Origin of the sequence: Streptomyces californicus (assembly GCF_000717645.1) — a bacterium.
Lineage (GTDB): Bacteria > Actinomycetota > Actinomycetes > Streptomycetales > Streptomycetaceae > Streptomyces > Streptomyces californicus.
Genome location: NZ_JNZZ01000002.1, coordinates 357,204 through 370,301 on the forward strand (window position 1 = coordinate 357,204; position 13,098 = coordinate 370,301).

12 protein-coding genes and 1 tRNA gene are annotated in these 13,098 nt (G+C 72.8%); 9 read left to right on the forward strand and 4 right to left on the reverse strand.

All coding sequences use genetic code 11. From position 1 onward, the window contains the following. Window positions 1-260: 260 nt before the first annotated feature. Genes IF19_RS0104085 through IF19_RS0104105 form a run of 5 tightly spaced genes read left to right on the forward strand, consistent with a single transcriptional unit; the run spans window position 261 to window position 4,290 of the window. Window positions 261-2,303: a sensor histidine kinase gene (locus IF19_RS0104085; protein ID WP_030114014.1), complete on the forward strand. Its 2,043-nt coding sequence runs from the start codon at window positions 261-263 to the stop codon at window positions 2,301-2,303. Next, entirely contained in the window at window positions 2,300-2,734 is a 435-nt protein-coding gene (locus IF19_RS0104090; protein ID WP_030114015.1) for a roadblock/LC7 domain-containing protein, read from the forward strand. Before IF19_RS0104085 ends, IF19_RS0104090 begins: the two co-directional genes overlap by 4 nt. A 2-nt stretch (window positions 2,735-2,736) precedes the next feature. Beyond that, window positions 2,737-3,108 (forward strand): DUF742 domain-containing protein, encoded by a 372-nt coding sequence (locus IF19_RS0104095; protein ID WP_030114016.1) that lies wholly within the window; start codon window positions 2,737-2,739, stop codon window positions 3,106-3,108. Further along, window positions 3,086-3,709 carry a GTP-binding protein gene (locus IF19_RS0104100; protein WP_030114017.1) on the forward strand — a complete coding sequence of 208 codons (624 nt, stop codon included), beginning with the start codon at window positions 3,086-3,088 and terminating at the stop codon, window positions 3,707-3,709. The genes IF19_RS0104095 and IF19_RS0104100 overlap by 23 nt, the downstream gene beginning before the upstream one ends. Beyond that, window positions 3,706-4,290 carry a GAF domain-containing protein gene (locus tag IF19_RS0104105; RefSeq protein WP_030114018.1) on the forward strand — a complete coding sequence of 195 codons (585 nt, stop codon included), beginning with the start codon at window positions 3,706-3,708 and terminating at the stop codon, window positions 4,288-4,290. Before IF19_RS0104100 ends, IF19_RS0104105 begins: the two co-directional genes overlap by 4 nt. A gap of 99 nt (window positions 4,291-4,389) precedes the next feature. Here the strand turns inward: IF19_RS0104105 and IF19_RS0104110 are convergent, their stop codons facing one another. Beyond that, window positions 4,390-5,292, reverse strand: a complete 903-nt coding sequence (locus IF19_RS0104110) for a transketolase family protein (protein WP_030114019.1) — start codon at window positions 5,290-5,292, stop codon at window positions 4,390-4,392. Between the two features lie 65 nt (window positions 5,293-5,357). Next, window positions 5,358-6,089, reverse strand: a complete 732-nt coding sequence (locus IF19_RS0104115) for a thiamine pyrophosphate-dependent enzyme (protein WP_030114020.1) — start codon at window positions 6,087-6,089, stop codon at window positions 5,358-5,360. Window positions 6,090-6,217: 128 nt separating this feature from the next. Between IF19_RS0104115 and IF19_RS0104120 the strand changes: the two genes are divergently transcribed. Continuing rightward, window positions 6,218-6,291, forward strand: a tRNA-Pro gene (locus IF19_RS0104120). A gap of 173 nt (window positions 6,292-6,464) precedes the next feature. On the opposite strand, the gene IF19_RS0104125 is transcribed toward IF19_RS0104120, so the two are convergent. Continuing rightward, complete coding sequence (locus IF19_RS0104125; protein WP_030119703.1) at window positions 6,465-7,970, reverse strand: acyl-CoA synthetase; 1,506 nt, start codon at window positions 7,968-7,970, stop codon at window positions 6,465-6,467. A gap of 153 nt (window positions 7,971-8,123) precedes the next feature. On the opposite strand from IF19_RS0104125, the gene IF19_RS0104130 reads away from it, so the two are divergent. Then, a complete protein-coding gene (locus IF19_RS0104130; RefSeq protein WP_030114022.1) occupies window positions 8,124-10,538 on the forward strand; it encodes an acylase in 2,415 nt (804 codons plus the stop codon). A gap of 352 nt (window positions 10,539-10,890) precedes the next feature. Here IF19_RS0104130 and IF19_RS0104135 read toward each other — a convergent pair whose 3' ends face one another. After that, window positions 10,891-11,277: a winged helix-turn-helix transcriptional regulator gene (locus IF19_RS0104135; RefSeq protein WP_030114023.1), complete on the reverse strand. Its 387-nt coding sequence runs from the start codon at window positions 11,275-11,277 to the stop codon at window positions 10,891-10,893. A gap of 75 nt (window positions 11,278-11,352) precedes the next feature. Between IF19_RS0104135 and IF19_RS0104140 the strand changes: the two genes are divergently transcribed. Next, the gene (locus IF19_RS0104140; RefSeq protein WP_030114024.1) at window positions 11,353-11,763 is read left to right on the forward strand and encodes a RidA family protein; all 411 of its coding nucleotides are present in this window, start codon (window positions 11,353-11,355) and stop codon (window positions 11,761-11,763) included. Window positions 11,764-11,970: 207 nt separating this feature from the next. Further along, window positions 11,971-13,080 (forward strand): MerR family transcriptional regulator, encoded by a 1,110-nt coding sequence (locus tag IF19_RS0104145; protein ID WP_032747262.1) that lies wholly within the window; start codon window positions 11,971-11,973, stop codon window positions 13,078-13,080. The last annotated feature ends 18 nt before the right edge of the window (window positions 13,081-13,098 follow it).

Below are 13,098 nucleotides of genomic sequence, written 5' to 3' on the forward strand. Positions count from 1 at the left end.
TGACGCGGAGTCGGTGCGATGCAATCGGGCGCGCGTGCGACGGCTCATACCAGAGTGGGACGGATGGCGGGCAAGTTCGACAACTGCCCGTCGCGCATACGACATTGACGACTACCGTGTGTGCCCGGTGATCAGCGGTGGGCTCATGACGTTCGGGCCTGCCCGACCGATGACCCGCGCCTGACCGACCACCGTAGGGGCCACCGCATGGACGCCGGCACGACCGCCGCTCCCCGGTGCCCCCTGTACCGAGGACGCTGATGTCTCAACTTCGCGCACCCGACGCGCGACCGGACCGCCGCGACGGCGGGCGGCACGGCCGCCCCGGACCGCGCACCCACTCGGCCCCGAGCGGGCCGCGTGCCGCGGGCCCGCCCCCCGACGTCCGCATCCGGCCCCAGCTGATGCGCACCGCGCTGCTGCCGACCGTCGCCGCGGTGCTCGGCGGGGCCGCGGCGGTGATCTTCACCGCCCGCGCCGGCGCCGTCGCCCCCTCGCCCAGCCTGTGGGCCGCGCTCGGCGGATCGGGGGCCCTGGCCGTCGCCGCGATCGCCGCCGCCTACCTGGGCGCCAGCCGGGTGGCGGGCCAGGTGCTGGAGCGGACGCTCGCCCTCCGGCGGGCCGGCGCCCAGGGGCAGGCGGAGCTGCGGCGGGTGATGGAGCAGCTGCGCGACGGCGGGACCGTGCCCCCGGCCTCACCCCGGCGGACCCAGGCCGCCGGCGGCGACGCCTTCGACCTGCTCGGACAGGAGATGGCGCGGGGCCAGGAGGCCGCCGTCGCCGCCGTCGTCCAGGCGTCCCAGATGTTCAGCAGGGCCGGCAACGAACAGAAGGTCGAGGTCTTCGTCAACCTCGCGCGTCGGCTGCAGTCCCTCGTGCACCGCGAGATCCAGATCCTCGACGAGCTCGAACACGAGGTCGAGGACCCCGACCTCCTCAAGGGCCTCTTCCAGGTCGACCATCTCGCCACCCGGATCCGCCGCCACGCCGAGAACCTCGCGGTGCTCGGCGGCGCCGTGTCCCGCCGGCAGTGGAGCAACCCCGTCACCATGACGGAGGTGCTCCGCTCCGCCATCGCCGAGGTCGAGCAGTACCCCCGGGTCAAGCTGGTCCCGCCGATGGAGGGCACGCTGCGCGGCCACGCCGTCGCCGACGTCATCCACCTGCTGGCCGAACTGGTCGAGAACGCCACGGTGTTCTCCGCCCCGCACACCCAGGTCCTCCTGCGCGTCCAGCACGTCACCGCCGGGCTCGCCCTGGAGGTGGAGGACCGGGGCCTCGGCATGCCGGAGCACGAGCAGAAGCGGATGAACGCCCTGCTGTCCGACCCCGACCAGGTCAACGTCGCCCATCTGCTCCAGGACGGCCGGATCGGCCTGTTCGTCGTCTCCGCGCTGGCCCGCCGCCACGGCATCGCGGTCCGCCTCCAGAGCAACATCTACGGCGGTACGCAGGCGGTCCTGGTGCTCCCGCAGGCGCTGCTCGGAGACGACCCGGACGCCCCGCTGTCGGCCGACGCCGCCCCCGTACCGCCCCCCGGGGCCGTGCACCGCCCGCCCGTCGAGGCCGCACCCGTCGCCTCCCCGCAGGCCGGCGGACCGGCCCCCGCCGTGCCGCAGCAGAGCGGGCCCGCGGCCTCCGTGCCCCCGGCCCGGGCGGCCGCGGACGCCGATCGTCAGCCGCCCGCCCCCGCGCGGGACGACAGGCCGCAACCGCCCGCCGGGCAGGCGCCGCCCCTCCCGCTGCGCGCCGAGCGGGTCGACCGGAACGCGCCGTCCGCGTCCCCGCCCGGGGGGGACGGCGGTCCCGCACCGGAGGAGGCGGGCGAGCACGACGAACACCGAGCGGCGCCCCCCGCCCGTCCCGCGCTGCCCAAGCGGTCGAACCAGGAGCACCTCGTACCGCAGCTGCGGGAAGCGCCCACCCCGCGCGTCGAGGACGAGCACGCCCTGCACGACCCGGGTCTCATGGCCGCCTTCCGGCGCGGCATCGACCTCGCCGAGGCCCAGACCGCCCAGGAGGAGAGCACCGAGGGCGGCTTCGGACACACCGGCGGGCACACCGCGCTCGACGCCCCGCTGGAATCCCTCTCGCCCCTGCCCGTACGCGGAGCCACCGCCCCGCACGAGCGGCCCAACCCGGCCCGGGGGCCCCGGCAGGACCACGCGCTCTCCGCCGCCGACCTGCCCGTACCGGACAGCTACCCGCCCGACGCGTACCCGCACGACCTCCCCACGTACCTGCCGGGCGGGGCCGTGCCGGAACCCCGGAAAGACACCACCTTCAAGGAGCAGACACCATGACGAGCGACATGCGGTCCGGGCAGGTCTCGGACCTGGACTGGCTGCTGAGCGGACTGGTCCAGCGCGTGCCCTACACGCGCAGCGCGGTCCTGCTCTCCGCCGACGGGCTGGTGAAATCCGTCCACGGCATGGACCCGGACAGCGCCGACCACATGGCGGCCCTGGCCGCCGGCCTGTACTCGCTGGGCCGCAGCGCCGGGGCCCGCTTCGGCGACAACGGGGACGTACGGCAGGTGGTCGTCGAACTCGACTCCACGCTGCTGTTCGTCTCCACCGCCGGATCGGGCACCTGCCTCGCCGTCCTGGCCGGGCGCGAGGCGGACGCGGCCGTGCTCGGCTACGAGATGGCGATGCTGGTCAAGAGCGTCCGCCCCTACCTGACGACCCCGCTGCGGCAGCCCGCCGGGGCGCCGTTCACTCCGGGGATCTGAGAGTGCCGGCACCGCAGGACGGGCCCCTGCTCGACGACGCGGCCGGCCGGCTGATCCGCCCGTACACGATCAGCAACGGCCGGACCCGGCCGTCCACCGCGTTCGACCTGCTCTCCCTGATCATGGCCACGGGCATCGAGCCGGACGTCCCGCTCGGCCCCGAGCACACCATCGCCCTCGGCCTCTGCGAAGGGCCGATGTCCGTCGCGGAGATCGCCGCACACCTCCGACTGCCCGCGGTCGTCGCCAAGGTCATCCTCGCCGACCTGGCCGCCTGCGGCGCGGTCACCGCACACGCCCCCGCCTTTCACGACATGCCCACCGACCGATCTCTGCTGGAGGCAGTGCTCGATGGTTTACGACGACAGCTCTGACCGCGCCGGAGCCCCCGAATTCTTTCCCGTGGCCCTGAAAGTGCTGGTCGCCGGAGGGTTCGGCGTCGGCAAGACGACGTTCGTGGGCGCGGTCAGCGAGATCGCGCCGCTGTCCACCGAGGAGTTGCTGACCCAGAGCAGCGTGGGGACCGACAACCTGGAGGGCGTCGAGTCCAAGACGGCCACCACCGTCGCCATGGACTTCGGCCGCATCACCCTCTCCGAACAGCACGTCCTCTACCTGTTCGGCACGCCCGGTCAGGAGCGCTTCTGGTTCATGTGGGACGAGCTCTCCCAGGGCGCGCTCGGCGCGGTGGTGCTCGCCGACACCCGTCGCCTCGCCGAGTGCTTCGCCGCCGTGGACTTCTTCGAGCGGCGCGGCATCGGATTCATCGTCGCCGTCAACGAGTTCGACGGCGCCTACCGCTACGAGCCCGACGAGGTCAGGGCCGCGCTCGACCTGGGCCCCGAGGTGCCCGTCGTCCTGTGCGACGCCCGGATCGCCAGCTCCGGCACGGGCACCCTCGTCACCCTGGTCCAGCACCTCATCAACGCCACCTCGGCCCCCGCCCCACTCCAGACGTTCGGAGCCCCTTCGTGACATCCTTCGCCACCGGCAGGATGCTCCTGACACCCACCGACCGGCACGGCCCGGCCCGCGCCGCGCGCCTGCGCGCGCTGGACCTGGGCGAGCGCCCCGACTCCTCGTACGACGACTTCGACGCCTTCGCCGACAAGGTGGCCGAAGCCACCGCCAGCCCCTTCTCGATGGTCAACTTCATCGACGAGAACCGGCAGTTCTTCGCGGGGCTGCACACCCCGGCGGGCACCTGCCGGGGACGGGAGCTCGGTTCGGCCGCCGCGCGCGGCAACCGGGGCAGCCGCCACATGGCCCGCGACCACGGTTACTGCCCGCACGTCCTCGTCCGGCGCAAGGCCCTCGTGCTGGACGACGTCTGCGACTACCCGCGGTTCGCGGGAAATCCGGTGGTGGACGACATAGGCATCCGCTCCTACCTCGGAGCGCCGCTGATCGACCGCACGGGCACCGCCCTCGGCACCGTCTGCGCCGTCGACACCGTGCCGCGCCCCTGGGGGAGGGCGGGGCTCGACACCATCAAGTCGCTCGCCCGTGAACTCGTCTGCCAGATCGGCGACCGGGAAGGCCACCACCCCCTCTGACCTGCAGGGGTACGGGGCTCAACTCCTGGACACGGACGTACTGTGCCGGCTCCGCGCCCATCGCGCGCTCCCGGCCCCGGAACGTCCGCCCGGCCCCGCTCAGAGACGCAGGAAACCGGTGATCCGCTCTCGCAGGCCCGCCGGGTCCAGTCCGTGTGCCCGGAGGTGCTCGCCCATCGTGCCGTACCGGCGCAACTCGGCGCGGCCCACACCGAGCCCGAGCACCCGGTGCGGCAGGTCCACCAGCGCCTCGCCCGCGGCCGCGGCCGAGGTGCCCGCCAGATACGGCTCGACGATCACCACGTCGGCGGCGTTCGTCACGCCGGCCGCCCGGCGCACCCCTGCCGCGTCGAACGGCCGCACGGTCGTCGCGTACAGCACGGTCAGGTCCAGCCCCTCGGTGGCGGCGAGGACGCCGTCGAGCATCGGGCCGACCGCGACCACGGTCCCCAGCCGCCCCTCGCGCACCGGCATGAACCCGCCTGCGCCGCTCACCGGGCGCGCCTCGCGGTTCGCCTGGAGCGAGAGGCGTACGTACACGCGGCCTTCCCCGGCGACCGCGTCCCGCAACAGTGCCTCGGCCTCGTCCGGGTGGCCCGGCACGTGCACGTTCCAGCCGTCGAGCGTGTCCAGAAGGGCGACGTCGCCGGGCGCCATGTGCGTGAAGCCCCCGGCCGGCCAGTCGTACGAGCCACCGGCGCTGACCAGGACCCCGCCGACCCCCTGATGCCCGAAGTCCAGCTTGACCTGCTCGAAGGGGCGCTCGACCAGGAAGCTGGCGAAGGTGTGCACGACCGGCCGCATCCCCGCCAGGGCCATGCCCGCTCCGGCCCCCACCAGAAGCTGCTCCCGGATGCCCACGTTGATCACACGGTCGGGGTGGGCGCGCGCGGCCGGGGCGAAGCCGTCGGCGCTGATGTCGGCGAGCACGACGGCCAGCCGGGGCTCCTCGTCCAGGAGCCGCGAAGCGGTGCTGATGAATCGGTCGCGCATGGAGTCCATGGGGTTCCCTCCCGGGGCTTGCGGTCTGCGGTCTGCGGCTGACGGATCGGCGGCGGGCGGAACGGTCAGCCCTTGGGTTCGACGCGGGCGACGACGGCCAGCGGCCTGCCCGGGTGGGGTGCGGTGAAGGCCGCGTACAGGGCCTCGTGGTCGCGGCCGTCCACGGTCTCCGCGGCCCAGCCGGCGGATGTGAAACGCGAGGCGATGCCGCCCGGCCAGCCGTGGGTGGCGGACGCGTTGTCGATCACCAGCGTGTGCAGCTGTTCGAGCCCGGCCGGGCCCGCGTGGGCGATGGCCTCGTGGTTGCTGCCCTCGTCCAGCTCCGCGTCGCCGATCAGGACCCATACCCGGGGATCGGTGAGCCCCTGGGCGCGCAGCCCCAGCACGGTCCCGACCGCGATCGGCAGCCCGTGGCCGAGGGAGCCGCTGCCGATCTCGCCCCCCGGCACGAGCAGCCGGTCCGGGTGGTGGCCGAGCGGGGAGTCGTACGAGCCGAAGCCGGGCAGCAGGCTCTCGTCGAAGAAGCCGTGCGCGGCGAGGACGGCGTAGTAGGCCATCGGTCCGTGGCCCTTGGAGAGCAGGAACCGGTCCCGCCCGGGATCGTCGACCGCGTCGGGTGTGACCCGGAGCACGCGGTCGTAGAGGACCCAGAGGGCGTCGAGCGTGGAGTGGGCGGCGGGGGCGTGCTTCTCGTCCCCGGTCATGAGCGCGATGAGCCGGGGCAGGCCCGCGAAGTCGGGGGTGGCCGCGGAAGCGGCGTGGCGGCCGTGGGCCGGTACGGCGGTCGTGTTCGTCATGACACCGAGCGTTCAACATCAACCTTGGTCGAGGTCAAGTGGTGAATGGTGTTGGTGACCACCCGGTGGAGTGCGGTATTGTTCTCATGCGCGTTCGGCCAAGGGGAAACCCCAGGTCAGGCGGGCATCGGGACGTGGCGCAGCTTGGTAGCGCACTTGACTGGGGGTCAAGGGGTCGCAGGTTCAAATCCTGTCGTCCCGACTGGAGACAGTCGTAGATCAGGGCCGGTTTCGGAGCAATCCGAAACCGGCCCTCGATCGTTTCTGGGGACCAGCCGGGGGGGCCGACGTCCCTGACCGGGTCAGCGGGTCATGACGACGGGGCCCGGCAGTGAGCGCGGTGCGCCGGAGGCCGGGGCGGCTGTAGGAGACGGTTCAGGCCAGCTCGTCCCGGAGTTGCCGCTTGAGGATCTTTCCGCTGGCGTTGCGCGGCAGTTCGTCGACGAACACCACGCGCTTGGGCGCTTTGAAGGCGGTGAGCTTCTCGCGGGCGTGGGCGATGAGTTCACCCTCGTCCACGCCCGCCTCGGCGCGCCGGACGACGACGGCGGTGACGGCCTCGATCCAGCGGTCGTCGGGAAGGCCGATGACGGCGGTCTCGGCGACGGCGGGGTGGGTGTAGAGGGCGTCCTCGACCTGGCGGGAGGCGACGAGGACGCCACCGGAGTTGATGACGTCCTTGACCCGGTCGACGACGGTGAGGAAGCCCTCGGCGTCGCGGACGGCGAGGTCGCCCGAGCGGAACCAGCCGTCGCGGAACGCCTCCGCGGTCTCCTCGGGCTTCTCCCAGTAGCCCGTGCACAGCTGGGGCGATCGGTAGACGACCTCGCCGGGGGTTCCGTCGGGGACGTCCTCGCCCTTCTCGTCGACGACGCGGGCCTCCACGAAGAGGACCGGCCGGCCGCAGGAGTCCAGGCGGCCCTCGTGCTCGTCGGGGCCCAGGACGGTGGCCAGCGGACCGATCTCGCTCTGCCCGAAGCAGTTGAAGAAGGCCAGGTGTGGCAGGCGTTCACGCAGCCGCTCCAGGACGGGGACGGGCATGATCGAGGCCCCGTAGAACGCCTTCCGCAGTCCGCCGAGGTCGCGGGTGGCGAACTGGGGGTGGTTGGCGAGGGCGATCCAGACGGTGGGCGGGGCGAACAGGGAGTCGCCCAGGCCCGTTTCGACGAGGTCGAAGATACGGACGGCGTCCGGGGCGTCCAGGATGGTGTTCTCCGCGCCCACCGCCAGATAGGGCAGCAGGAACACGTGCATCTGCGCCGAGTGGTAGAGCGGCAAGGAGTGCACGGGCCGGTCGGCGGCGGTGAGGCCGAGCGCGGTGATCGCGCTGACGTACTCGTGGACCAGGGCCCCGTGCGTCATCATCGCGCCCTTGGGCAGGGCGGTGGTGCCGGAGGTGTACAGCAGCTGCACCAGATCGTCGGAGGCGGGCGGGCGCCGGGGGGTGAAGGGCTGTTCCGTCCCCAGGGCGTCGAGCAGCGAACCGGGAGCGTCCCGCAGGGCGCGCACGGCGCGGCCTGCGGGGAGCCGGCCGGCGAGGTCCGGGTCGGTCAGTACGAGGGAGGAGCCGGACTGGTCGAGGAGGTAGAGCAGGTCGTCACCGGTGAGGTTCTGGTTGACCGGGACGTGGACGAGGCCGGCCCGGGCACAGGCGAGGAAGCCGATCAGATAGGCGTCGGAGTTGTGCGCGTAGGCGGCCACCCGGTCGCCGGGGGCCAGCGCGTGCTCCTCGGTGAGGACGGCGGCGGCCGTGGAGACGGCGGCGTCCAGCGAGCGGTAGGTCCAGGTCCGGTCGGCGTACCGTACGGCGGTCCGGTCGGGGGTGCGCCGGGCGCTGCGGGTGAGGACGCCGTCCAATGTGCTGCTGCGTACACCTGTCATGGCGTGATCCTGTGCGGGCCGGGCCCGGGGGTCAAGAGGCCGGATACCGACCAGACGGTTGACAGTTGCCGGGGCTCCCTGGCTGAGTGGCGCGTGGCTGGCCGGACGGTCCGGTCAACCGCCCGTGCCACCCGCACCGTTGGGAGGAACACCTTGAGATTGCGAAACCGTCTGAGACTGCTCGGGGTTGCCGGTCTCGCCCTGTTCACCGTGTCGGCGTCGCTGCCGCCGGCCACCGCCTCCGGGGCGGGGCGGGAACGGCACCCGTCCGGCGGCGGGCTCTCCGCCGTCGTCCGGTACACGGAGTACGGCATTCCGCACATCGTGGCCAAGGACTACGCGCAGCTCGGCTTCGGTACCGGCTGGGCGCAGGCCGCCGACCAGGTGTGCACGCTGGCGGACGGCTTCCTCACGGTGCGTGGGGAGCGGTCGAGGTTCTTCGGGCCGGACGCGGCCACGGACTACTCGCTGTCCTCGGCGGCGACGAATCTCTCCAGCGACCTGTACTTCCGGGGCGTGCGGGACAGCGGCACGGTGGAGAAGCTGCTGAAGGTCCCCGCGCCCGCCGGCCCGAGCCGGGACGTGAAGGAGACGATGCGCGGGTTCGCCGCCGGCTACAACGCGTGGATCGCGCAGAACCGGATCACCGATCCGGCCTGCCGGGACGCGTCCTGGGTGCGCCCGGTGACGGCGCTGGACGTGGCGGCGCGCGGGTACGCGCTGGCGGTGCTCGGCGGCCAGGGGCGCGGGACCGACGGCATCACCGCCGCGCAGCCGCCGACCGCGGCTCCCCCGCCGGCCGGGGTCACCCCCGAGGAGGCGGCGTCGGCGGCGAAGCGGCTGCTGTCGGCGCAGAACGCGGACATGGGGTCCAACGCGGTGGCGTTCGACGGCTCCACCACGGTGAACGGGCGCGGGCTGCTCCTGGGCAACCCGCACTACCCGTGGCAGGGCGGACGCCGCTTCTGGCAGTCGCAGCAGACGATCCCCGGGGAGCTGAACGTCTCGGGGGCGTCGCTGCTCGGCGCGACGACGATCTCGATCGGGCACAACGCGGATGTGGCGTGGAGCCATACGGTCGCCACCGGCGTCACGCTGAATCTCCATCAGCTCACCCTCGACCCGGCCGACCCGACCGTCTATCTGGTGGACGGGAAGCCGGAGCGGATGACGAAGCGGACGGTGAGCGTACCGGTGAAGGGCGCGGCCGACGTGACCCGCACCCAGTGGTGGACCCGCTACGGACCTGTGACCACGTCGATGGGGGCGGCGCTCCCGTTGCCGTGGACGGCGACGACGGCGTACGCGCTGAACGACCCGAACGCGACGAATCTGCGGATGGCGGACACGGGCCTCGGCTTCAGCAAGGCCCGGGGTACGAAGGACGTCGAACGGTCGCTGCACCGGAATCAGGGCATGCCGTGGGTGAACACGATCGCGGCGGACCGGGCGGGGCACTCCTTCTTCGCCCAGTCGCAGGTGCTGCCGAGGATCACGGACGACCTGGCGGAGCGCTGTTCGACCCCGCTGGGCCGGGCCACCTACCCCGCCTCCGGCCTCGCGGTGCTCGACGGTTCGCGGAAGGACTGCGCCCTGGGCAGTGACCGGGACGCGGTGCAGCCGGGGATCTTCGGCCCGGGCCGGATGCCGGTGCTGAAGAACCGGCCGTACGTGGAGAACTCCAACGACAGCGCGTGGCTGACCAACGCGGACCGGCCGCTCACCGGGTACGAGCGGGTCTTCGGCACGATCGCGACCCCCCGGTCGATGCGGACGCGCGGCGCGATCGAGGACGTCGCGTCGATGGCGGACAAGGGCCGCCTCAAGGTCTCCGACCTCCAGCGCCAGCAGTTCGCCAACCGGGCGCCGGCCGGCGAGCTGGCCGCGTCGGAGGTGGCGAAGTGGTGCGCCGCGCTGCCGGGCGGTACGGCGGTGGGCACCGGCGGTACGCCCGTCGACGTGTCCGATGCCTGCACGGTGCTGCGGCGCTGGGACCGGAGCGTGGACAGCGACAGCCGGGGCGCGCTGCTCTTCGACCGCTTCTGGCGCAAGGCGTCGGCGGTGCCGGCGGCCGAGCTGTGGAAGACGCCGTTCGACCCGGCCGATCCGGTGCGCACCCCGCGCGACCTCAACACCGCCGCGCCCGGCGTGGGCAGGGCACTGGCGGACGCGGTGGCGGAGCTGCGGGCGGCGGGCATCGCGCTGGACGCGCCGCTGGGCAAGCACCAGTTCGTCGTCCGCGACGGCAAGCGGCTTCCGATCGGGGGCGGGACGGAGTCGCTGGGCATCTGGAACAAGACCGAGCCGGTGTGGAACGCGGCGGGCGGCGGCTACACGGAGGTGTCGTCGGGCTCCAGCTACATCCAGGCGGTCGGCTGGGACGACAGCCGCTGCCCGGTGGCACGGACGCTGCTGACGTACTCCCAGTCGGAGAACCCGAAGTCCCCGCACTCCAGCGACCAGACCCGGCTGTACGCGGGTGAGCGCTGGGTGACGTCCCGGTTCTGCGAGAAGGACATCGCACGTTCGCCGGACCTGAGGGTGGTGCGGGTGCACGAGCGGCGGTAGCACACGTCCGGGAGGGGCGCGCCGCCCGCACGCCCCTCCCGCAACCCGCTCCGGCTACGGCGGCCGCTCGCCCCCGTACGTTTCGCGCAGCCGCAGTGTGCGGAACGTGCCGTCGGGGTCGCGGGGCATGGCGGCGATGGAGCCAGGGAGCGGGACCGTTCGTAACCGGCGAGCCGCTCCTCGCAGTGGGGGGCTCGCGGCGGCGCGAGCGTCCGGCGGCTCGTGGCCATCGGCTGGTTCGACGGCCCTCGCCCCTGGGGTCGAGGGGGCGCGGATCCACATCCTGCCGTTCCGACTGGAGACAGCCGTTGATCGAGGGCCGGTTGCGGAGCGATCCGGGACCGGCCTGTGGTCATGTCTGGGGGCCGGTCCGGGATCCGGCGTCGCGTTCGTCGAATTCCTCGCGGGCGCGCTCGATGGCGGGCAGGTGCCGGGCGGTCCAGGCCAGGAGCACGTCGACGGGGTGCCGAAGCGTCTTGCCGAGGGGCGTGATGCGGTAGCGGACGGCCACGGGGCGGGTGGAGACGACCTCGCGGTCGATCACGCCGTTGCGTTCGAGACGTCGTAGCGTCGCGGTCAGCGACTTCTGGGTGACCTGAGGGATGGCCCGGCGCAGTTCGTTGAAGCGGCACGGCCGTTCGCAGAGCTCGTTGAGGACGGCCAGGGACCACTTGTCGAGTATCTGGTCGAGCAGTTCACGGTGCGGAGCGTCGAGGCGGACCTCGTCGGCGGTATCCATGGTGAAACCTGGTCTCGTTGAAGTGTCTTTCCGATATTAGGTAGCTTCACGATACCTACCAGGGAAGAGAGATCCATGACTGTGCGCCGCTTCACTCCGCAAGGCATGCTCCAGCCGGTTCCGTACCATCACGTCGCCGTGGGCACCGGCACCACGCACGTACACGTCAGCGGCCAGATCGCACGCCGGCCCGACGGAACCCCTGTCGCCCCGGGCGACCTGTCCGGTCAGGTCGCCCAGGCCCTGCGCAACACCGCCGTCGGGCTGGCCGGCGCGGACGCGACCTTCTCGAACGTGCTGCGTCTGACGTTCTACGTGACCCGATGGGCTCCGGAGAAGATCGGCGACTTCATGGCGGGCGTGGAGGCGGTCGCGGACGAGATCGGCCTCCCGAACCCGCTGCCTCCCGCCTCGCTCATCGGCGTGGACTACCTCTTCGAGCCGGATGTGCTCGTCGAGGTCGAGGCGACCGCCCTTCTGGCCTGACATGCGGTGACGTACCGCCTCCGCCCTTGACGATGGCGGCCCGGCCAGCCCGCTCTCGTCGGCACCCTGCCCGGCCGCGCCGGTGGCGGCCCGGCCGGCGGAACCGACCGCGTCGCGGCCGCGAACAGGGCCACGCCGTGACCGGCCGCGTTCCCGGAGCCCCGGCCATGTTGACCTTCGAGTTGGTTGAAGCCTCAGGATGGCGGGGTGCCGAACTCCGAACTCATGGCCATCGGGGCCTTCGCCCAGCGCAGTGGCCTCACCTCCAGCGCGTTGCGCTTCTACGCCGATTCCGGGCTCCTGCCCCCTGCCGACGTGGACCCGGCCACGGGCTACCGCTCCTACGGCGTCCACCAGCTGGAGCGGGCCGTCACCTTGCGCCGACTCCGTGAGATCGCCATGCCGCTGGCCGGGGTCGCAGCGGTCCTCGGGGCCGGGGCCGAGGAAGCGGCCCGTCTGCTCGACGAGCATGTCGCCAGGATCGAGGGGGACGCGGCGGTGGCACGGCAGCGGGCCGCGGCCATCAAGGTTACGCTCGGCGGCGACGCCCCCGGCTCGCTGATCGCCGTGCTGAAGGGCCCCGTACTGGCGGAAGCGGTTGAGCAGGTTCTGACCGCCACGGCCACCCCCAACCCCACAGCGACAGCCACCGCCACCGGGCCCACGCACGAACCGGCGTCGGCGGTGCTCGCCGGTCTGCACATCGAGGCGAGCGATGAGGCAGTCGCCCTGACGGCGACCGACCGGTACCGGCTCTCCACCCGGACCCTGGTGCCGGTCCGTACGGGGGAGCGGACGTGGGCCGGCACGGTCGACGGCGCCGACCTCCGGAACGCGGTCGCCGATGTGCGGCGCAGCGCGCTGGTCCGGGTCGAAGCGGTTCCGCACGGGATCTGGCTGCGCATGTCCGGGCGGGAGGACCGGCACTGCCGGGTGCTGCCCGAGGAGTACCCCGACCACCGGTCGCTCCTCGCTTCCCTGGGCGAGGCCACCACCCGGGCGACGGTCGCGAAGGGCGCGCTGCTGCGAGCCCTGGAAGAACACCCCGGGGACCGTCCCGTCCTGCGTCTCACCGACCGCGGCGTACGGGTCCAGGCGCCGGACGACGAGCTCTCCGGAATCCTGCTCCCCGCCGCCGTGACGGGGGAGGACCTCCGGATCCGGTTCGAGATGACCACGCTCTACGCCGCCGTGAGCACGGCGATCGGCCCCGACGTCATGCTCGATCTGCGGGGACCTCTCCAGCCCGTCACGATCCGCTCGGCCGACCGCGGCGATCTCACGACCCTGACCATGCCCGTCACGTTCGACCACTGACTCCGCAAGCACGACGAG

Bases quoted from the DNA above. Each gene is read 5' to 3' on its own strand.
- IF19_RS0104135 (WP_030114023.1), bottom strand. From the start codon at position 11,277: ATGGATACCGCCGACGAGGTCCGCCTCGACGCTCCGCACCGTGAACTG.
- IF19_RS0104140 (WP_030114024.1), top strand. From the start codon at position 11,353: ATGACTGTGCGCCGCTTCACTCCGCAAGGCATGCTCCAGCCGGTTCCG.
- IF19_RS0104100 (WP_030114017.1), top strand. From the start codon at position 3,086: ATGGTTTACGACGACAGCTCTGACCGCGCCGGAGCCCCCGAATTCTTT.
- IF19_RS0104110 (WP_030114019.1), bottom strand. From the start codon at position 5,292: ATGGACTCCATGCGCGACCGATTCATCAGCACCGCTTCGCGGCTCCTG.
- IF19_RS0104125 (WP_030119703.1), bottom strand. From the start codon at position 7,970: ATGACAGGTGTACGCAGCAGCACATTGGACGGCGTCCTCACCCGCAGC.
- IF19_RS0104085 (WP_030114014.1), top strand. From the start codon at position 261: ATGTCTCAACTTCGCGCACCCGACGCGCGACCGGACCGCCGCGACGGC.
- IF19_RS0104115 (WP_030114020.1), bottom strand. From the start codon at position 6,089: ATGACGAACACGACCGCCGTACCGGCCCACGGCCGCCACGCCGCTTCC.
- IF19_RS0104090 (WP_030114015.1), top strand. From the start codon at position 2,300: ATGACGAGCGACATGCGGTCCGGGCAGGTCTCGGACCTGGACTGGCTG.